Annotated in this window: 18 protein-coding genes; 14 read left to right on the forward strand and 4 right to left on the reverse strand. The window is 74.0% G+C overall.

Going from position 1 to position 18343, the window contains the following annotated elements; all coding sequences use genetic code 11:
* Window positions 1–23: 23 nt before the first annotated feature.
* Window positions 24–542 carry a DUF4240 domain-containing protein gene (locus tag ACZ6ZN_RS09035; protein ID WP_398111478.1) on the forward strand — a complete coding sequence of 173 codons (519 nt, stop codon included), beginning with the start codon at window positions 24–26 and terminating at the stop codon, window positions 540–542.
* A 33-nt stretch (window positions 543–575) separates the two neighbouring features.
* On the opposite strand, the gene ACZ6ZN_RS09040 is transcribed toward ACZ6ZN_RS09035, so the two are convergent.
* Window positions 576–1349: a peptidoglycan recognition protein family protein gene (locus tag ACZ6ZN_RS09040; RefSeq protein WP_451879230.1), complete on the reverse strand. Its 774-nt coding sequence runs from the start codon at window positions 1347–1349 to the stop codon at window positions 576–578.
* A gap of 276 nt (window positions 1350–1625) precedes the next feature.
* Here ACZ6ZN_RS09040 and ACZ6ZN_RS09045 point away from each other — a divergent pair, with 276 nt between their 5' ends.
* Window positions 1626–2810, forward strand: coding sequence for a MarP family serine protease (locus ACZ6ZN_RS09045; protein ID WP_469644483.1), 1185 nt, complete (start codon window positions 1626–1628; stop codon window positions 2808–2810).
* A gap of 16 nt (window positions 2811–2826) precedes the next feature.
* Here the strand turns inward: ACZ6ZN_RS09045 and ACZ6ZN_RS09050 are convergent, their stop codons facing one another.
* A complete protein-coding gene (locus ACZ6ZN_RS09050; protein ID WP_398111223.1) occupies window positions 2827–3324 on the reverse strand; it encodes a GNAT family N-acetyltransferase in 498 nt (165 codons plus the stop codon).
* 71 nt (window positions 3325–3395) lie between these two features.
* Between ACZ6ZN_RS09050 and ACZ6ZN_RS09055 the strand changes: the two genes are divergently transcribed.
* On the forward strand, window positions 3396–4298 hold the full coding sequence (locus tag ACZ6ZN_RS09055; RefSeq protein WP_469644486.1) for a TIGR01777 family oxidoreductase: 903 nt from the start codon (window positions 3396–3398) through the stop codon (window positions 4296–4298).
* A 711-nt stretch (window positions 4299–5009) separates the two neighbouring features.
* Window positions 5010–6416 carry an NAD(P)/FAD-dependent oxidoreductase gene (locus tag ACZ6ZN_RS09060; protein WP_469644489.1) on the forward strand — a complete coding sequence of 469 codons (1407 nt, stop codon included), beginning with the start codon at window positions 5010–5012 and terminating at the stop codon, window positions 6414–6416.
* Between the two features lie 25 nt (window positions 6417–6441).
* On the opposite strand, the gene ACZ6ZN_RS09065 is transcribed toward ACZ6ZN_RS09060, so the two are convergent.
* Window positions 6442–7914: a regulator gene (locus tag ACZ6ZN_RS09065; RefSeq protein ID WP_469644492.1), complete on the reverse strand. Its 1473-nt coding sequence runs from the start codon at window positions 7912–7914 to the stop codon at window positions 6442–6444.
* Between the two features lie 238 nt (window positions 7915–8152).
* Here ACZ6ZN_RS09065 and lipB point away from each other — a divergent pair, with 238 nt between their 5' ends.
* The 4 genes from lipB (at window position 8153) to ACZ6ZN_RS09085 (ending at window position 11266) form a co-directional block, all read left to right on the forward strand.
* On the forward strand, window positions 8153–8953 hold the full coding sequence (gene lipB, locus ACZ6ZN_RS09070; protein WP_398111227.1) for a lipoyl(octanoyl) transferase LipB: 801 nt from the start codon (window positions 8153–8155) through the stop codon (window positions 8951–8953).
* A gap of 95 nt (window positions 8954–9048) precedes the next feature.
* Window positions 9049–10014: a lipoyl synthase gene (gene lipA / locus ACZ6ZN_RS09075; protein WP_398111228.1), complete on the forward strand. Its 966-nt coding sequence runs from the start codon at window positions 9049–9051 to the stop codon at window positions 10012–10014.
* Window positions 10015–10275: 261 nt separating this feature from the next.
* Window positions 10276–10488, forward strand: coding sequence for an SCO2195 family GlnR-regulated protein (locus tag ACZ6ZN_RS09080; protein ID WP_451879218.1), 213 nt, complete (start codon window positions 10276–10278; stop codon window positions 10486–10488).
* 76 nt (window positions 10489–10564) lie between these two features.
* The gene (locus ACZ6ZN_RS09085) at window positions 10565–11266 is read left to right on the forward strand and encodes a DUF4191 domain-containing protein (RefSeq protein WP_398111230.1); all 702 of its coding nucleotides are present in this window, start codon (window positions 10565–10567) and stop codon (window positions 11264–11266) included.
* A 93-nt stretch (window positions 11267–11359) separates the two neighbouring features.
* Here ACZ6ZN_RS09085 and ACZ6ZN_RS09090 read toward each other — a convergent pair whose 3' ends face one another.
* A complete protein-coding gene (locus tag ACZ6ZN_RS09090; protein ID WP_451879219.1) occupies window positions 11360–11827 on the reverse strand; it encodes an RDD family protein in 468 nt (155 codons plus the stop codon).
* Between the two features lie 210 nt (window positions 11828–12037).
* Here ACZ6ZN_RS09090 and glnA point away from each other — a divergent pair, with 210 nt between their 5' ends.
* The 6 genes from glnA (at window position 12038) to ACZ6ZN_RS09120 (ending at window position 18321) form a co-directional block, all read left to right on the forward strand.
* On the forward strand, window positions 12038–13447 hold the full coding sequence (gene glnA, locus ACZ6ZN_RS09095; protein ID WP_369196108.1) for a type I glutamate--ammonia ligase: 1410 nt from the start codon (window positions 12038–12040) through the stop codon (window positions 13445–13447).
* A 143-nt stretch (window positions 13448–13590) separates the two neighbouring features.
* Window positions 13591–13854 (forward strand): SCO2583/SCO2584 N-terminal domain-containing protein, encoded by a 264-nt coding sequence (locus ACZ6ZN_RS09100; protein ID WP_451879220.1) that lies wholly within the window; start codon window positions 13591–13593, stop codon window positions 13852–13854.
* A gap of 212 nt (window positions 13855–14066) precedes the next feature.
* Window positions 14067–14438: a cupin domain-containing protein gene (locus ACZ6ZN_RS09105; RefSeq protein WP_469644499.1), complete on the forward strand. Its 372-nt coding sequence runs from the start codon at window positions 14067–14069 to the stop codon at window positions 14436–14438.
* A gap of 319 nt (window positions 14439–14757) precedes the next feature.
* Window positions 14758–15342, forward strand: coding sequence for a PspA-associated protein PspAB (gene pspAB, locus ACZ6ZN_RS09110; RefSeq protein ID WP_469644502.1), 585 nt, complete (start codon window positions 14758–14760; stop codon window positions 15340–15342).
* A 40-nt stretch (window positions 15343–15382) separates the two neighbouring features.
* Window positions 15383–17017, forward strand: a complete 1635-nt coding sequence (locus ACZ6ZN_RS09115; RefSeq protein ID WP_469644505.1) for an alpha/beta fold hydrolase — start codon at window positions 15383–15385, stop codon at window positions 17015–17017.
* Between the two features lie 122 nt (window positions 17018–17139).
* Window positions 17140–18321 carry a winged helix DNA-binding domain-containing protein gene (locus ACZ6ZN_RS09120; RefSeq protein ID WP_469644507.1) on the forward strand — a complete coding sequence of 394 codons (1182 nt, stop codon included), beginning with the start codon at window positions 17140–17142 and terminating at the stop codon, window positions 18319–18321.
* Window positions 18322–18343 lie beyond the last annotated feature (22 nt).

The following is an 18343-nucleotide window of genomic DNA, read 5'->3' on the forward strand; positions in this document are numbered from 1 at the left end:
CCAGGCCCGATGCTGGACCCGTGATGGACGAGACGGAGTTCTGGGAGCTGGTGGACGACGCCCGTGAGGCCGCCGAGGGCGACCCGGAGGAGCAGGCGGATCTGCTCGTGGAACGGCTCGTTCGGCTGGACCCGGACTCGGTGCTGGACTTCGCCCGTCACTTCGAGTCCCGTTACCACCGGGCCTACCGCTGGGACCTGTGGGGCGCGGCCTGGGTGCTGCTGGACGGCGCCAGCGACGACGCCTTCGACTTCTTCCGCTGCTGGCTGATCGGCCAGGGCCGGGAGGTCTTCGAGGGGGCGCTGCACGACCCGGACGCGCTCGCCGGGCTGCTGGACGACTTCGACGAGGAGATCGACGGCGACGGCGAGGAGCTCGGTTACGCGGCGGACGAGGCGTACGAGCAGCTCACCGGGGTGGTCGCCCCCGATCTGGAGATCGCCGCGCCGCCCCCGGAGCCGGAGGGCACGCCGCTGGACTTCGAGAACGAGCGGCTGCTGGCCGAGCGCTACCCCCGGCTGTGGGAGCGGTTCAGGGGCTGACCGGAGCCCGCCCTGTGTGCGGCTGCCCGGGGCTCAGGACGCCGCGCGGCGGCTGTGGCCCTCCTGGGTGGGGGCCGGCCTGCCCTGCATCCGGGCCGCCATGTCGCGGATCTGCGGCAGCCGGGCGTGCAGGGCGGCGCCGGGGCAGCTGGTCATGTAGCCGTCGTTGTGGCCGGCCAGGGCGGGCAGCGTGGCGGTGCTGCCGGCCGCGTACCGGCTCAGGCCGTTGCTGGAGACCAGGCGGACGTGCGCGCGCGGGTCGGTGCCGCTCAGGCCGAGTTTCCAGGCGGCCAGCGCGGCGATGGACCTGATCATCGGCTGCGGGACGGGCATGCCCTCCGTGAAGGTGCCGAGGGCGGCGATGCCGGAGGTGCGGTGGTTGAAGCCCTGGGTATGGGCGCCGGTGACGGCCCGTTCGACGCCCCCGGCCCGGCCCTCGTAGATGGTGCCGCAGCGGTCGACGACGAAGTTGTAGCCGATGTCGTCCCAGTCGCGGGTGCCCCGCTGGCCGGTGTACACGTCGCGGATGATGCGGGGCGCGTCGGCGCAGTCGTAGCCGTTGGGCGAGTCGGTGTGGTGCACGAAGACGGCCGCGACCCGGTCGTCGTAGCGGGGGCGGGGCTGGGTGCGTGCCGCCCCGCCCAGCCACTGCGAGCGCGGCACGATGGGCGGGCGGGGCGCGGCGTAGGGGGTGGTGGCGGGCCGGTGCGCGGCCGCGCCGCCGGCCTCGGCGGCCGTCTCGACGCCGTGCGCGCACAGCACCAGCGCCACGACGGCGGCGGTGCCCGGCAGGCAGCCGAGCAGCACCCGGGCCGCGCGCGGCAGGCCCGCCCGGCCGGGCGTCCCGGCGGTGCGGTGCCCGCGTGTCCCTGGCCGACCTCCGAAGGCACGCATGGTCCCACTGTCGGCCTGTTCCGCTCCGTCCGCGATGTGTGATGTGCCACCCGGTGGAACCATCGTCACGGTCCGCGGCGTTTTTCCGGGTGCACGCGTGCGGGAAGGGTCTCCTCCGCCGCGCGGGTGCGACTGATCAACGGGGCGTTCCCGCGCGTACTAGGGGTTCCCGAGGAGAGGCGGCGTTGCGTGGACCTGCTCGACATCCTGCTGTTGCTGGTCGTCCTGGCCTACGCGGCGTCCGGGTACCGCCGCGGCCTGGTGGCCGGCTGCGTGTCCCTGGCCGGGTTCGTCGGCGGCGCGGTCGTCGGCGTGTGGATCCTGCCGTGGGTGATGGACCTGGTCGAGCCGGGGACGACCCGGGCGACGCTGACGGCGGTGCTCACGGTGCTGCTGCCGGCGGTGCTGGTGCACGAGCTGGCGGGCCGGCTGGCGCTGCGGCTGCGGCGGGAGCTGGACCGCGGGCCGCTCCGGGTGGCGGACGGGGTGGGCGGGGCCGTGGCCAACGCGGTCGCGGTGCTGATCGTGGCGTGGGTGGCCGCGAGTGTGCTGGGTGCCTCCTCCTCGCCCGCGGTCACCTCGGCGATCCGCGACTCACGGCTGCTGGGTGCCGTGCAGCGGACGATGCCGGACACGACCCCGGCGTGGTTCTCGGAGGCCACCTCCGCGCTGACCCAGGCGGGCTTCCCGCAGGTCTTCAACCCGTTCGAGAGCGAGTCGGCGGCGGAGGTCGCCGAGCCCACCGGCGACAACGTGACGCGGGCCGCCACCCGGGCCGCCCAGCGCAGCACGGTGAAGGTGGAGGGCGTCGCGGGCACCCAGGGGCGCGAGGGCAGCGGGTTCGTGTACGCACCGCGGCACGTGATGACCAACGCCCATGTGGTGGCCGGCATCGACGAGCCGACCGTGCAGATCGGCGGCGTCGGGCGGGCGTACGGGGCGCGGGTGGTGCTCTTCGACCCGGAGAAGGACGTGGCCGTGCTGTACGTGCCGGAGCTGCGGGCGCCGAGCCTGCGTTTCGACGACGACGCCGGGCGCGGGGACGCGGCGGTGGTGGCGGGCTATCCGCAGGACGGCGACCTGGACCTGCAGGCGGCCACGGTCGCGAACCGGGTCCGGGCGACCGGCCAGGACATCTACAACGAGGGCACGGCCGTCCGCGAGATCTACTCGATCCGCTCCACGGTCCGCCCGGGCAACTCCGGCGGCCCGCTGCTCACCACGGACGGCCGGGTGTTCGGCGTGGTCTTCGCCCGCTCCACGTCGGACGCCGAGACGGGGTACGTGCTGACGGCCGACGAGGTCGCCCCGGAGGCCGAGCGCGCGGCGCGGGCGACGGAACCGGTGGACACCGGCGAGCCCACCGGGTCGTGAGCGCGCCGGGTGCGGCTCAGAGGAAGCGCCCCATGAAGACGTCGTCGACGTACCGCCCGTCGAGGAGGAACTCCTCGGGCAGGACGCCCTCCACCACGAACCCCTCGGCCTCGTAGAGCCTGCGCGCGGGGGTGTTGTGGCCGAGGACGCGCAGGGTCAGGCGCCGTGCGCCGCGCCGGCGGGCCTCCGCGACGGCGGCCCGGACCAGGGCCCGGCCCGCCCCGCGGCCGCGTGCCTCCTCGGCGACGGCGAGGCCCTGGATCTGGAGCACGTGCCGGTTCGCGGCGAGAGGGGTCGGGAAGCCGAGGTGCGCGTACCCGGCCGGGCGGCCGTCGTGCTCGGCGACGAGGCAGTCCTGCGGCGGGTGCCGGTCGCTGAAGAACGGCGGGTAGGGCGGCCGCGGCTCGGGCGTCACGGCGTGCAGGGGCGACCAGGCGCGCCGGTCCAGCAGGGCCAGTTCCGTCTCGTCCTCGGGCACGGCGACGCGGACGCGCACGTCGGGATGGTCGGGCATGGGCGTCACCCTAGGTCGCGGGGCCCGTGGTCCGACAGTGGATATGCGGGGTCCGGGGGCAGGATGGGGGGATGGAACGCTCACGTATCGCAGTGGCCGGCGCGTCCGGTCTCATCGGCGGCGCCCTGGTGCGGTCACTGGCGTCGGACGGGCACGAGGTGGTGCGCCTGGTGCGCCGGGAGCCCCGGGGCACGGACGAGGTCCGCTGGGACCCGGAGGGCGGGCGGGTGGACGCGGCCGGGCTGGCCGGGTGCGCCGCGGTGGTCAATCTGGCGGGGGCCGGGGTCGGCGACCGGCGCTGGACGGACGCCTACAAGCAGCGGATCCGCGACAGCAGGGTGAACGGCACGGCCGCGCTCGCGCGGGCGGTGGCCTCGCTGGACGACGCGGACCGGCCGCGGGTCTTCGTGAACGGCAGCGCCATCGGCTACTACGGCGAGACCGGGGACCGCGCCGTCGACGAGAGCGCCCCGGCGGGCTCGGGCTTCCTGCCCGAGGTGTGCGTGGAGTGGGAGGAGGCAGCGGCGCCCGCCCGGGAGGCCGGTGTCCGCACCGCGTTCACCCGGACCGGGCTGGTGGTCTCCCGCGAGGGAGGGGCGTGGGGGCGGCTGTTCCCGCTGTTCAGGGCCGGGCTGGGCGGGCGCATGGGCGACGGGCGGCAGTACTGGTCGTTCGTCGCGCTGCACGACGAGGTCGCCGCGATCCGGCACCTCCTCGACACCGACGGCCTGTCGGGGCCGTTCAACATCACCGCCCCGAACCCCCTGACGAACCGTGAGATCACCGCGGCGATGGGGCGGGTGCTGCGCCGGCCCACGGTGTTCCCGGTGCCCGCGCCCGTCCTGCGGTCCGTGCTGGGCGAGATGGCCGGCGACGTCCTCGGCAGCGCCCGCGTCCTGCCGACGCGGCTGCTGGATTCCGGCTTCCGCTTCGCGTTCCCGGACATCGAGGGAGCGCTCCGCGCAGCGCTGTAGGCCCCCGAATCGCGGCCCCGCGCCACGCCCCAAGCCCGCGTGCGTCCCCCCGCCGCCCGCCGACGCAGGGACCACGACAGTCCGCGCCACACACCAGCCCACCGGGGGGCGTCTCCACCACGCCCCACACCAGCCCCAGGGGGCCGCTCCCGCGCCGCACATAAGCCCAGGGGGGCCGCTCCCCTGCCCCGCGGGGGCCGCCTCCCCGCCCCACACCGCCTGCGCGAGAGCCGACACTGCGCGGGCACTGCGCGCCTCACACCGGCCCGCGGGATCCCTGGTCTGCGCCCCACACCGCCGACGCGGGCCGACGCACCGCGTAACACGCCCGCCCACGAGGGTCCTTGTCCGCGCCACACCGGCGGCGCGGCTGCCGACCCCGCGCCGCGCCTCGCCGGTGCAGCGGCCGGCGCTCCGCACCACACACCGGCCCACGAGGGCCGCGCCCCGCCGCGGTTGTCGCGGCCGCTTCCGCCGCCTTCTCCCGTTCCCCCGGTTCCCCCGGGGCCCGGCCCCCGGTCGCGCACCAGTCTCCCGTGACCACTTCATGCCCACACGGCATCCGAATGCGACCACCGTGCGACCGTGCCCTGTGCATGCGCGACCCCATCTGACCGATCACAGCCCTACGCTCGACCGGAACTCGCGTATCCCTGGGGCCTGTTGAGGGCATGACGTCTCCAGCGCCCGCGCAACCTCGAGGAGGGGCACGTGCTTGAGCCCGCGTACCAGGCGGACGTGGTCGTCGTGGGGGCCGGGGTCGCCGGCCTCTCGGCCGCGCATCGGCTGACCAGCGCAGGAGTGACGACCATGGTCCTGGAGGCCGCCCATCACGTCGGCGGCCGGATGGCGACGGAGAAGGTCGACGGATTCCGGCTCGACCGGGTCGGCCAGTTGCTGTCCACGGCGTATCCCGAACTACACCGGACCCCGGGGCTGGGCGGGCTGGTGCTGCGCCCCTTCGCACCGGGCGTCCTGCTGCACGGGGACGGGCGCCACCACCGCGCGGGCGTCCAGCCCGGCGTGGGGGGCGCACGGGGCGCGCTGCACGCGGTCCGTGCGCTGGCTGGTGCGCCTCGGCCGCCGGCGGCTCCCCGGGTGCCGCGCAGGCCGGTGGCCGTGCCCGGCCGGCAGGTCTCCGTGCCCCGCAGCCGGTCCGGCGCCCCGCTCGGCACGGCCGTCGACCAGGCCCGGCTGGGCGCGGCCCTGACCCGGCTGGCCGGCACCTCCGCCGAACGGCTGCTGGCCCGCCCGGAGTTGCCCGCCGGCCAGGCCCTCGCCGAACGGGGGCTGCCCGCACGGACCATCGACGGCTTCCTGCGCCCGCTGCTCGCAGCCCTGCTGTGCGACCCGGACCTGACGACGTCGAGCCGGTGCGCCGACCTCGCGCTGCGCGCCTTCGCGAGCGGCCGGCTGTGCGTGCCGGAGGGCGGGGCGGAGGCCCTGCCCGAGCTGCTGGCGCGGACCCTGCCGGAGGGGTCGGTGCACACCGGCGTGCGCGTCACCTCCGTCTCCACGACCTCGGTGACCACCGCCGAGCACGGGGTGATCCGCTGCCGGGCCGTGCTGGTGGCGACGGACGCCCGGGCGGCGGCCGTCCTGCTGCCCGGGCTGCGGGTACCGGACTTCCACCCGGTGACGGTGGTGCACCACACCACCGACGAGCCGCCGGCGACGGGCGCGTCCCTGCTGCTCGACGCGGACCTCGGCGGCCCCGTGGCCCACACGGCGGTGCTCAGCCACGTCGATCCGTCCCGGGCGCCCGTGGGCCGGGCCCTGGTGTCCTCGACGGTGCTCGGCCGGCCGCCGGGCGACGTCGACACGGCCGTGCGGATGCACCTGGCACGGCTGTACGGGACGTCGACGGCGCGGTGGGAGACGCTGGCGGTGCACCACACGGCCGAGGCGGTGCCCGCCATGCGGCCGCCGCACGATCTGCGGCGGCCGGTGCGGTTGCTCGCGGGCCTGTACGTGTGCGGGGACCACCGGGACACCAGCACCGTCCAGGGCGCCCTGCACTCCGGGCACCGGGCGTCCGCGGCGATCCTGGCGGACCTGGGGGCGGGGCGGTCGATGCATGCCGCCGACCCCGTGCCGACCGTCCCGAGGGCTGCCTAGGGCCACCCCCGGCGAGCGAGGAGCCTCACCCCAGGGCCGCCACCTTGTCGCGGTAGGTCCGCACCGGAGCCGCGTCCTTGTACGGTTCCAGCCGCCGCTCGAAGTCCCGCACGTACTCCACCGCCCGCACCGAGCGCATCTCGGCGGCCTGGCCCGCGGCCTCCGCGGCCAGCTGGCAGGCCTGGTCGAGCTCGCCCAGCCCGAGGCGGGCGGTGGCGAGGACGACGCGGCAGAACAGCCGGCTGCGGGCGTAGGACGGGGCCCGCAGTTGCAGTGAGCGTTCCGCGTGCTGGGCGGCGGCGCGGAACTGCTGGAGGTCGCGGTGGCAGTGGCCGAACTCGTCGGCGAGCTGGGCCTCGTCGAAGAACCTCGCCCACGGCGGCACGTCGTCCCCGGGGCGGGCCGTCTCCAGGGCCCGCTCGGCGCGCACCAGGGCCGCCGTGCAGGCCCGGACCTCGCCGAGCACCCCGTGCCCGCGCGCCTCGGAGGCGTGCAGCAGGGCCTGCAGGACGGGCGGCCCGGCGGTGCCCACGCCCTGCTGGGCGACCCGGGCGAGCTGCACGGCTTCCCGCCCGTGCCCCAGGTAGACGGCCTGGCGGCTCATGGTGACCAGCACGTAGGCCCCGAACGCCCGGTCCCCGGCGGCCTGGGCGAGCCGGAGCGCCTGCACGAAGTAGCGCTGGGCCAGTCCGTGGGCGGCGATGTCGTACGAGGTCCAGCCGGCGAGCCGGGTCAGGTCGGCGGCGGCGGCGAACAGCCGGCGACCGGTCTGCTCGCCGTAGGTGCCGCGCAGCATGGGCTCGCACTCGTGCTCCAGGTAGCGCACGAGGGCCTGCCGGGCGTGGCCGCCGCCGTAGGCGTCGTCGAGGGTGCGGAACAGCTCCCCGACCGAGCGCAGGGCGGCGATGTCCCCGGCGGTGACCCGCTGGCCGGGTCCGCGCTCGGCCCCGCCGCGCTGGCGGGGCAGGGACGCGACGCCCTGCTCGGCCGGGAGCCTCAGGGCGGGGCGGCCTTGCGCGGGGATGCGGGCGGGGTGGGGCTCGCCCCGGGCGACCTTCTCGTCGGCGCGGCCGATCAGCCAGTCCCGGCTGGGCACCACGAGCCCGGCCGGGGTGAAGGCGATCTTGCGCAGCTCGGCGTGGCTGCCGGAGTCCTTGCGCCACAGCCCGCTGACGATGTCGACGGCCTCCTCCGGGGTGGCGGCGAACTCCAGCCCCGCGTAGACCGGCGCGCAGGCGTCCAGTCCCAGGTCCTGGGCCGTGAGGCGGCGGCCCAGGCGCCGGGTGAACACCTCGGCGATCAGGGCGGGCGTGGTCCCCCGGGGCTGCTGGCCGCGCAGCCACCGGGTGACGGAGGTCTTGTCGTATCTCAGGTCGAGGCCGTGTTCCAGCCCGAGCTGGTCCACGCGACGGGCGAGTCCCGCGTTGGAGAACCCCGCTTCTGCGATGAGCGCGGCGAGCTGTCGGTTGGGGGTGCGCTGCGCGGGTCGTTCCGTCATCTGCGGTGCGGTCTCCTGCCTTCCGGCCTTCGTGATGTGCGCGGATTGCCTGTGAGCTGGCCTTATGCCTTGCTGAACGGCGCGAATGTAGCGGAGAGTAAGCACCCCATCACACATTTTCCCGGACATTCATCCGATCGTGTGAGGATTGACCCCGGGACTGACGTGTCCGGGCCGGACGTACAGTGGCGTGGGCGCGTTACGTGCCTGACACACCCGTCCGAGGGAGGCGCTTGCCGTGAGTGAGTTGCGGTTCGTCCGCATGGGGTTCGGCGACGAGGCCGTCGAGTACCAGGAGGCCTGGGACGAGCAGCGCCGGGTGCACGCGGCGCGCTTCGCCGACGAGGTCCCCGACACCGTCCTGCTCCTGGAGCACCCGCCGGTCTACACGGCCGGGCGGCGCACGGCGGACAACGAGCGCCCCCTGGACGGCACGCCGGTCATCGACGTGGACCGCGGCGGCAAGATCACCTGGCACGGCCCCGGACAGCTGGTGGGCTACCCGATCCAGAAGCTCCCGCGCCCGGTGGACGTGGTGGCCCACGTCCGGCGCCTGGAGGAGGCCCTGATCCGCACCTGCGCCGACTTCGGGCTGGAGACGACCCGGGTCGAGGGCCGCAGCGGCGTGTGGGTCCTGGGCGACCCGGTCGAGCAGCGGCCCGCGCTCGGAGGCCTCTCGCTGGACTTCGACCCGCGGTTGCAGGACGAGGAGTTCGACCCGCGGCTGAACGGACCGGAGTACGCCCCCTCCAACGCGGGCCAGCGCCGCGAGGACCGCAAGATCGCGGCGATCGGCATCCGCGTCGCCAAGGGCGTCACGATGCACGGCTTCGCGCTGAACGTGAACCCCGACAACAAGTGGTTCGACCGGATCATCCCGTGCGGCATCCGCGACGCGGGCGTGGCCTCCCTCGCCGCCGAGCTGGGCCGCGACGTGACGATCGAGGAGGTCCTGCCCGTGGTGGAACGCCACCTGAGGGACGTCCTGGAGAACGCCGACCTCAAGCCCCGGGAGATCGAGCGGACACCGGCGGCATAAACGCCCGCGGGGAGGGGGCTGACACCACACACAGGCATTCAAATCCACGGGCGTACCCTTGAGGACGCCGAAGAATCAACGCTAGGGAGCCGGTCGTGTCCGCAGTCGCACCCGACGGACGCAAGATGCTGCGCCTGGAGGTCCGCAACAGCCAGACCCCCATCGAGCGCAAGCCCGAGTGGATCAAGACCCGGGCGAAAATGGGCCCCGAGTACACCAAGATGCAGAACCTCGTGAAGAGCGAGGGCCTGCACACGGTCTGCCAGGAAGCCGGCTGCCCGAACATCTACGAGTGCTGGGAGGACCGCGAGGCGACCTTCCTCATCGGCGGCGACCAGTGCACCCGGCGCTGCGACTTCTGCCAGATCGACACCGGCAAGCCCGAGGCGCTGGACCGCGACGAGCCCCGCCGCGTGGGCGAGTCCGTGGTCACCATGGACCTGAACTACGCCACGATCACCGGCGTCGCCCGCGACGACCTGGAGGACGGCGGCGCCTGGCTGTACGCCGAGACGGTCCGCCAGATCCACCGGCAGACGGCCGGCCGCGAGGGCGGCCACACCAAGGTCGAGCTGCTGGCCCCCGACTTCAACGCGATCCCCGAGCAGCTCGAGGAGGTCTTCTCCTCCCGCCCCGAGGTCTTCGCGCACAACGTCGAGACCGTCCCGCGGATCTTCAAGCGCATCCGCCCCGGCTTCCGCTACGAGCGCTCGCTGAAGGTGATCACCGAGGCCCGCGACTACGGCCTGGTCACCAAGTCGAACCTGATCCTCGGCATGGGCGAGACGCGCGAGGAGGTCAGCGACGCGCTGAAGCAGCTGCACGAGGCGGGCTGCGAGCTGGTCACCATCACGCAGTACCTGCGCCCCTCCGTGCGCCACCACCCCGTGGAGCGCTGGGTCAAGCCGCACGAGTTCGTGGAGCTGCAGCAGGAGGCCGAGCAGATCGGCTTCTCCGGCGTGATGTCCGGCCCGCTGGTGCGCTCCTCGTACCGCGCCGGGCGGCTGTACCGGATGGCCATGGAGCAGCGGGACGCGCGCGTCGCGGCCCAGGCCGTCTGACGCGGCGTCACCCCCTCTTCCCGGTACGGGACGAGACAATCGTGTGAATTCGCGCACGTGATGCTACCGACCGGTACTGACCGGTTCGACGCGGTCCTGACCGTCCTCGCAGATGAGGGCGTACGTCAGGACCGCGTCGGCGTTCCCCCGCTCCCCGGCCGGGCTTCACGGGTGTTTGACCGGCCGGTCACGCCCTGGTAACACCAATCAGTGACGCTGAACTCACAGCACGTACACCCGTTCCGAGGGGGGACCTCACCCATGCAGGCCGCGCCCGTCCGCGCCACCGCGATCCCGTCGTTCACGACCGCCCTGCGCGCGGTCGAGGCGCTGCTGATGAGCAGCGGCCAGCGCACCGCCCGGCGCAACGCGTGGACCTCCGTGCTGGAGGACCGTCGTCGCGCCAAGGACCGGGTCGAGGCGCAGCGCGTGCTGGAGCAGTCCCTCACGCACACCCTGTCCGCCCGCCCCTGAGGCCAGGACCGCGCTCCACGGGCCCCGGGCGGCACTGCCGTCGTCGGCGCTCGTGCGGACACGTAGACTTCGTGGCATGGCGAGGAAGGAACCCGCAGCGGACGCTGCGAACCCCGGGCGACTGAAGCAGATCGCCCTGACCTACAAGATGACCCGCAAGGCCGACAAGAAGATCGGTCTTGTACTCGCGGCTGTCGGAATCGTCACCTTCGGTGTCTTCCTCGCGATCGGTTTCTTGATCGGTCACCCCATCTATCTCGGCATCCTGGGCCTCCTGCTCGCCTTCCTCGCGACGGCGATCGTGTTCGGGCGCCGGGCCGAGCGGGCCGCCTTCGGGCAGATGGAGGGCCAGCCCGGTGCCGCGGCGGCGGTGCTCGACAACATCGGCCGGGGGTGGACGACGACCCCCGCGGTGGCGATGAACCGCAACCAGGACGTGGTGCACCGCGCGGTCGGCAAGGCCGGCATCGTGCTCGTGGCCGAGGGCAACCCGAACCGGGTGAAGACCCTGCTCGCCGCCGAGAAGCGCAAGATGAGCCGCATCGTCGCGGACGTTCCCGTGCACGACCTGGTGGTGGGCACCGGCGAAGGCCAGGTCGAGCTGAAGAAGCTGCGCACGACCATGCTGAAGCTGCCGCGCGTGCTGACCGGCCCGCAGGTCACCGCGACCAACGACCGGCTGCGCGCCCTGGGCGACCTGATGAGCAACATGCCGCTGCCGAAGGGCCCGATGCCCAAGGGCATGCGCCTGCCGAAGGGCGGGCCGAAGGCCCGCTGACCCGTACCCGTACGACGAAGGGGCGCCCGGACCACTCCGGGCGCCCCTTCGTCGTACGGGTGCGCGGCACGCGGCAGGTGCTCGGCGCGTACGTCAGATGCGGACCTCGACGGTGCCGGCCAGCCGGTCGTGCAGGCCGCGGCCGTCGCGGTCCCAGATCAGGGCGGGGATCGCGAGGAACAGCAGGACCGTGCGCACGACGGCCCGCCAAGGGCTGACCCGGCCGGTGTCCAGGGCGAGCACCCGGATGCCGAACAGGCGCTTGCCCGGCGTGAAGCCGACCGTGCCGACCGTCAGCACCATCAGCGCGAACATGATCAGCGGCGCCCAGACCTGCGCCGCCTCGTTGTAGCTGTCGGCGATCAGGCCGTACGCGATGAGCAGGCTCAGCCCCCAGTCCACGGCCAGGGCGCCGATCCGCCGGCCCGGGCGGGCGATCGAGCCGGAGCCCTCCTCGGGCAGGCCGAGCTGCTCGCCCCGGTAGCCGAAGTCGACACCGGCCTCTTCCGCGGCCGCGCGGGGCCCCGAGAGCCACGATCCGATTGCTTGCCTGTTGTCCACCCGTCCACGGTACTGCGCCCCCATATGACCGGAGCACGGCGGGGTGCGTCGGGGCTACGGTGGAGGGTGAGCCGGTTAACTTGTGCGAAACAAACGGGTCACGCCCGAGAAATCACCCGTCCCTAGGGTCGAGGACAGCGTGTGCCACCCGCACTGGCCGCACGAACGAACTACCACCCCGGCGGGACGGTCGGGAGTAGGAGGAGCTGGATGTTCCAGAACGCCGACGAGGCCAAGAAGTTCATCGCGGACGAGGACGTCAAGTTCGTCGACGTCCGCTTCTGCGACCTCCCGGGCGTGATGCAGCACTTCACGGTGCCTGCGGAGGCGTTCGACGCGGAGGAGGAGCTGGCCTTCGACGGCTCCTCGATCCGGGGTTTCCAGGCCATTCACGAGTCCGACATGGCCCTGCGCGCGGACCTGTCGACCGCCCGGGTCGACCCGTTCCGCCGTGACAAGACGCTGAACATCAACTTCTTCATCCACGACCCGATCACGGGCGAGCAGTACTCCCGCGACCCGCGCAACGTGGCCAAGAAGGCCGAGGCCTACCTCGCCTCCACCGGCATCGCCGACACGGCGTACTTCGGCCCCGAGGCGGAGTTCTACGTCTTCGACTCCGTCCGCTTCGCCACCAGCGCGAACGAGTCCTTCTACCACATCGACTCCGAGGCCGGCGCCTGGAACACCGGTGCGCTGGAGGACAACCGCGGCTACAAGGTGCGCTACAAGGGCGGATACTTCCCGGTCCCGCCGGTCGACCACTTCGCCGACCTGCGCGCCGAGATCTCCCTGGAGCTGGAGCGGGCCGGCCTGAAGGTCGAGCGCCAGCACCACGAGGTGGGCACCGCCGGCCAGGCCGAGATCAACTACAAGTTCAACACGCTGCTCGCCGCCGCCGACGACCTCCAGCTCTTCAAGTACATCGTGAAGAACGTGGCGTGGAAGAACGGCAAGACGGCCACCTTCATGCCGAAGCCGATCTTCGGTGACAACGGCTCGGGCATGCACGTCCACCAGTCGCTGTGGACCGGCGGCCAGCCGCTGTTCTACGACGAGGCCGGTTACGCGGGCCTGTCGGACACCGCCCGCTACTACATCGGCGGCATCCTCAAGCACGCCCCGTCGCTGCTGGCCTTCACCAACCCGACGGTGAACTCCTACCACCGCCTGGTGCCGGGCTTCGAGGCGCCGGTGAACCTGGTGTACTCGCAGCGCAACCGCTCCGCGGCCATGCGCATCCCGATCACCGGCTCCAACCCGAAGGCCAAGCGCGTCGAGTTCCGCGCCCCGGACGCCTCCGGCAACCCGTACCTGGCCTTCTCGGCGCTGCTGCTCGCCGGCCTGGACGGCATCAAGAACAAGATCGAGCCGGCCGAGCCGATCGACAAGGACCTGTACGAGCTGGCTCCCGAGGAGCACGCGAACGTCGCCCAGGTCCCGACCTCCCTCGGCGCGGTCCTGGACCGCCTGGAGGCCGACCACGAGTTCCTGCTCCAGGGTGACGTGTTCACCCCGGACCTGATCGAGACGTGGATCGACTTCAAGCGCGCCAACGAGATCGCGCCGCTCCAGCTGCGTCCGCACCCGCACGAGTTCGAGCTGTACTTCGACGTGTGAGCGACGCCCCCGTCGTCCGTCCGGTGCCCCCGTCTCCCGCAGTGGAGGCGGGGGCACCGTCGTCCGCGCCCGGGCCGCGCTTCCCAGGCGGGCCCCCGAGGGGGATCATCTAGGGGGACGGTTGTTCGAGAAAGGGTGCGGGGATGCCGGGACGGGACGACGAGGAGCGCGAGTTCGACATCCGGTGGGCTGACGGCGCCGAGCACAAGGAGCCGTCCGCGCGGGCCCGCATGCTCGCCGCCCGCTGGAAGCACGACCCGCCGGGGCCGGTGCCTTTCCGTCCCGAACCCGGGCACGTGGGCCGCGCGCGCCGCCGGTCCCCGTGGGTGTCGACGGCCGTGGTGCTCGGCGGCCTGGCGGCGGTGATCGTCCTGCTCGGGTACCTGGACTTCCGTCCCCCGTTCTAGGGTCTGTCGTTTGGATCAGCCCGGCTATGAGGCTCGGCTCTGTCAGCCGACTCGAGCGGGGTCTGGTGCGTCCAGCTGCAAGGCGGAGGAGGGCGTCAACGCGGAGCGTTGGCAACCGACGACAACGCCGCAGATGGGCGTGCCAGGCCACGCGACGCCGGAATGATCCGAACGACAGGCCCTAGCCCGCGGCCCTGCTAGCGTCCGGGCCCGTGGACGACAGCGTGTACACGGGCAACGCCGGCGAGGACGCCGCGCTGGACCGGGGATGGATCCTGGGGCACTTCAAGGCCGCCGGGGACCCTCGGCACAGCGAGGACGTCGAGATCAAGTGGGGGGTCCACCCCCCGGGCGACGAGCGCGCCGAGTGGGTGCGCGGCGAGCAGCGCACCGCGCTGCTGGTCCTGATCAGCGGGCGTTTCCGCGTCGAACTGCCGGGGCGCAGCGTGCTGCTGCGACGGCAGGGCGACTACGTGGTGTGGGGGCGGGGCGTCGACCATTCCTGGCGCGCGGAGGAGGAGTCGGTGGTGCTGACGGTGCGGTGGCCGTCGGTGCCCGGGTACGCGGTGGAGTCCGGGGCCTGACGGCCATGCCCGTCTCGGCCGCAGGCTCGGCGGTCGGTGCCGGGCCGGGCCGCCCGGGGCCGGTGGCCGACGGCCGTGCGCGGGGGCGGTGGCCGACGGTCGTGCGCGAGCGCGGTGGCTGGGCTGCGCCGAGGTCGGGTGGCCGGGGCTGCTCCTGGGGCGGTGGCCGGGGCTGCTCCGGGGTCGGTGGCCGATGGCCGTGCGTAGGTGGCGGCTTTGCCCGGAGCGGAGGTGATCGCGACCCGCTCATGGGTGAGCGCGGCGCACACTGGCTGGGGAACCAGTGCCTGACTGCGCGAGGTGAGGCGGTGAGCGGCCCATGGGTCTGCTGGACATCCTGCTCGGCCGGACCAAGCCGGTCGTCCCGGATCTCGACCGGCTCTTCGCTCTGCCGTCCGCGGCCCTGACCCTGGAGGCGGCCGCCGGCTTCACGCCCACGGGGCGGGGCGCGGTCTGCTTCTCCACGGTGGAGGGCGCCGCCTTCGAGCAGACCCACCGGGAGGTGCAGGCGCTGCTGGACGCCGACACCGACCGCGACGGACCGCCGCTGGAGCTGCGCACGGACGGCTACGGCTGCTCGTGGCTGGTCTCCCGCCGCTCCCCCGGTCAGCTGCCGGCGCTGGTGAACGACCTGCACGCCGTCAACAGCCAGATGGAGGTCAACGGTTTTGGCCCGCAACTGCTGTGCAGCTGGGCCGGGTTCGAGGACCGCGCCGGACGGCGTCTTGCCCTGGTCCACCTCTACAGACGGGGCACGTTCTACCCGTTCGCGCCCCTGCCGGGCGGGGCGGAGCGGCGCGACAACGCCCTGGAACGCCAGGTGGGTTCCGCACTCCGCGCCGAACTGCCCGTCGAGCAGGACCCGGGCCGCTGGTCCCCGGTGTGGGGGGCGCCGGGTCTGTGAACCGCCCCGCAGGCCGCGGTCCGCGTGAGTGAATGACCGCATGAGTGAGCCGACCCCCTTCACGCACACGGCCGACGGCGAGCGGCTCGGCGGGCTGCGCTGCGGTACGGACCGGCCCGGTGGGGCGACCGTCGTGCTGCTGCACGGCGCGGGAAACGGCAGCGCGGAGCGGCTGGTGCCGCTGCTGGAGGAGTTCGCCGCGCACGGCTGCCGCGCTCTCGCCTTCGACTTCTCCGGCCACGGCCGCAGCACCGGCCTGCTGCGGGAGCTGAGCCTGCGCCGCCGTTTCGAGCAGGCCGTGTCCGTGATCGACGCGCACGCGCGCGTGGACGGGCCGCTGGTGCTCGTCGGGTTCAGCATGAGCGGGCAGACGGTGGCTGATCTCACCCGGCACTACGGGGACCGGGTGGCGGCCCTGGGACTGTGCGCGCCGGCGGTGTACGCGGCCGACGCCTGGGACATGCCGTTCGGCTCGGGTGAGGGGCGGTTCAGCGAGCTCATCCGCGCGGAGGGGAGCTGGCGCGGTTCGCCCGCCCTGGAGGTGCTGCGGGCGTACGAGGGGCGGGCCGTGCTCGCGGTGCCGGGCCGGGACGAGGTCATCCCGGCGGCCGTGACCCAGGCGGTCTCCGAGGCGCTGGCCGGGCGGGCGCAGTTCACCCACCGGGAGTTTCCCGGGGCCCGGCACCGGCTGGGACTGTGGTTCCGCGACCATGCCGCCGACCGGCGGGAGTTCGTGGCCGCCGTACTGGCCGGGCTCGGCGAGGGGGGCTGGACGGCCACGCGCGCGTGGGTGGCCAAGCAGCTGCCCGAGGGCCGCACGGTGACCGGCTCGGCGTTCCTGAGCGGCGGCTGGAGCGCCCAGATGCGACGGCTCACGCTGGACGACGGCCGCGAACTCGCCCTGCGGTCCTTCGTGAAGCCGTTCTTCCGCCGGCACGCGGGCGGGCTCCTGGGTCGCGAGGCGGAGATCCTGACCCTGCTGGCAGGTGAGGAGGGGGTGCCGGCCCCCGCCCTGGTCGGTGTGGACGCGACGGGTGAGCACTGCGATCACCCCTCGCTGCTGATGACGCTCCTGCCGGGCCGGGTGCGGGTCGACGAGGACGACGTCGGCCCGAGGGTGGACCTGCTCGCGGCCCAGCTGGCCCGGATCCACCGGGTCGTCCCCGCCGAGCGGCCCCGGACCTACCAGGCGTGGACGTCGCCGGAGCGGGTGGCGGCGCCGGCGGGTGCGGTGTGGGAGCGGGCCGTGGAGGTGATCCGCCGGGAGCCGCCTCCGTACGAGGGCTGTTTCCTGCACCGGGACTTCCACCCCGGGAACGTGCTGTTCACCGGCTCGGGGGCAGGCCTGCGGATCAGTGGCGTCGTCGACTGGGTGGAGACCTCGTGGGGGCCCGCCGACCTCGACGTGGCCCACTGTGCGACGGCGCTCGCGCTGCTGTACGGGCCCGAGCACGGTCTCGCGTTCCGGGGCGCGTACGAGGCGTGGGGCGGCCGGTGTTCGGCGGACGGGTCCGCGCATCTGTACTGGCGGCTGCTGGACGCGCTGGCCTACGTCCCGGACGCGGCGAAACTGGCCGGGCCGTGGCGCGAGCTGGGCCGGACGGATCTGACACCGCGGGTGCTGGGCGAGCGGCTGGAGGCGTATGTGAGGGGGCTGCTGGAGCGGTACGGCTGAGCGGCGGCGGGTGATCGCGGGCGCGTTGTCGGTGGGGGGCGCGATGATGCCGGTGGGCGGCGGTGCGTCGTCGGGATGAGCGGTTGCCGCCGGTCAGGCGGTGCCGGGACGGGGAGGCCGGTATGGAGGCGCGGCGGTACATCGGCGGGGTGGAGCGGCGGGCCCGGCTCGCGTTGCGGCAGCGGCTGGCCGGGCAGGCCCGGGCGGCCACGCCCGAGCAGGTCGCCGAGTCCCTGGTGGCGCTGCACGGCACGGACCCGGCGACGGTGTACCTGGCCGTGGGCGCGCGGCTGGCGGACCCGGCGAAGGCCGTGCCGGAGACCGAGCGCGCGCTGTACGAGGACCGGACCCTGGTGCGGATGCACGGCATGCGGCACACGGTCTTCGTGTTCCCCACGACCCTGACGGCGGTCGTGCACGCCTCGACGGGGCTGGCGGTCGCCGCGAGGGAGCGGGCCGCGCTGCTCGCGCACATGGCGGCGGCGGGGGCGCCGGACGCGGCCTGGCTGCGCGAGGTCGAGGAGTCGACGCTGGCGGCCCTCGCCCGGCGCGGGCAGGCGACGGCGGCCGAGCTGGCCCGGGACGAGCCGCGTCTGCGCGAGCAGTTCGTATACGGGGCGGGGAAGAGCTACGAGGGGCTGCACCGCGTCTCGACCCGGCTGCTGAAGGTGCTGGGCGTGGAGGGCAAGGTGGTGCGCGGCCGGCCGCTCGGCTCCTGGACGTCCAGTCAGTTCCGCTGGGCCCTCGCGCCCGAGCACGAGGAGCTGGACACGGCCGCGGCGCAGGCCGACCTGCTCGGGCGGTGGCTCGCGGTGTGCGGTCCGGCCACCGAGGCCGACCTGAAGTGGTGGTCGGGCTGGCGGGTGACGGAGGTGCGCCGCGCGCTGGTGGCGATCGGGGCGGAGCAGGTGGAGCTGGACGGGGGCACGGGCTTCGTGGCGCGGGGTGACGCGGAACCGGCGCCCGGGCCCGACGGTCCCTGGGCCGCGCTGCTGCCCGCTCTCGATCCGACCGCCATGGGTTGGCAGCAGCGCGACTGGTACCTCGCGCCCGAGGTGCGGCCGCGGCTCTTCGACCGCAGCGGCAACGTCGGCCCGACGGTGTGGTGGGACGGCCGGGTGATCGGCGGCTGGGCCCAGCGCCCGGACGGGGAGATCGTGTGGCGGATCCTCGACGAGGCGGGCGTCGGCCGGGAGGCCCGCGCGGCCGTCGAGAGGGAGGCGGAGCGGCTGCGCGGCCTGCTCGGGACGACCCGGGTCACCCCGCGTTTCCGCACTCCTCTGGAGAAGGAGCTGGTGGCATAGCCGGCGTCTGCGGGGCCGTGTC

It is taken from the genome of Streptomyces sp. NPDC053665, assembly GCF_055585285.1.

Excerpts from the sequence above, each read along its gene's own strand:
- ACZ6ZN_RS09080 (WP_451879218.1), top strand. The coding sequence starts at position 10,276 with ATGCAGGCCGCGCCCGTCCGCGCCACCGCGATCCCGTCGTTCACGACC.
- ACZ6ZN_RS09115 (WP_469644505.1), top strand. The coding sequence starts at position 15,383 with ATGAGTGAGCCGACCCCCTTCACGCACACGGCCGACGGCGAGCGGCTC.
- glnA (WP_369196108.1), top strand. The coding sequence starts at position 12,038 with ATGTTCCAGAACGCCGACGAGGCCAAGAAGTTCATCGCGGACGAGGAC.
- ACZ6ZN_RS09100 (WP_451879220.1), top strand. The coding sequence starts at position 13,591 with ATGCCGGGACGGGACGACGAGGAGCGCGAGTTCGACATCCGGTGGGCT.
- ACZ6ZN_RS09065 (WP_469644492.1), bottom strand. The coding sequence starts at position 7,914 with ATGACGGAACGACCCGCGCAGCGCACCCCCAACCGACAGCTCGCCGCG.
- ACZ6ZN_RS09050 (WP_398111223.1), bottom strand. The coding sequence starts at position 3,324 with ATGCCCGACCATCCCGACGTGCGCGTCCGCGTCGCCGTGCCCGAGGAC.
- ACZ6ZN_RS09085 (WP_398111230.1), top strand. The coding sequence starts at position 10,565 with ATGGCGAGGAAGGAACCCGCAGCGGACGCTGCGAACCCCGGGCGACTG.
- ACZ6ZN_RS09035 (WP_398111478.1), top strand. The coding sequence starts at position 24 with ATGGACGAGACGGAGTTCTGGGAGCTGGTGGACGACGCCCGTGAGGCC.
- pspAB (WP_469644502.1), top strand. The coding sequence starts at position 14,758 with ATGGGTCTGCTGGACATCCTGCTCGGCCGGACCAAGCCGGTCGTCCCG.
- ACZ6ZN_RS09055 (WP_469644486.1), top strand. The coding sequence starts at position 3,396 with ATGGAACGCTCACGTATCGCAGTGGCCGGCGCGTCCGGTCTCATCGGC.
- ACZ6ZN_RS09120 (WP_469644507.1), top strand. The coding sequence starts at position 17,140 with ATGGAGGCGCGGCGGTACATCGGCGGGGTGGAGCGGCGGGCCCGGCTC.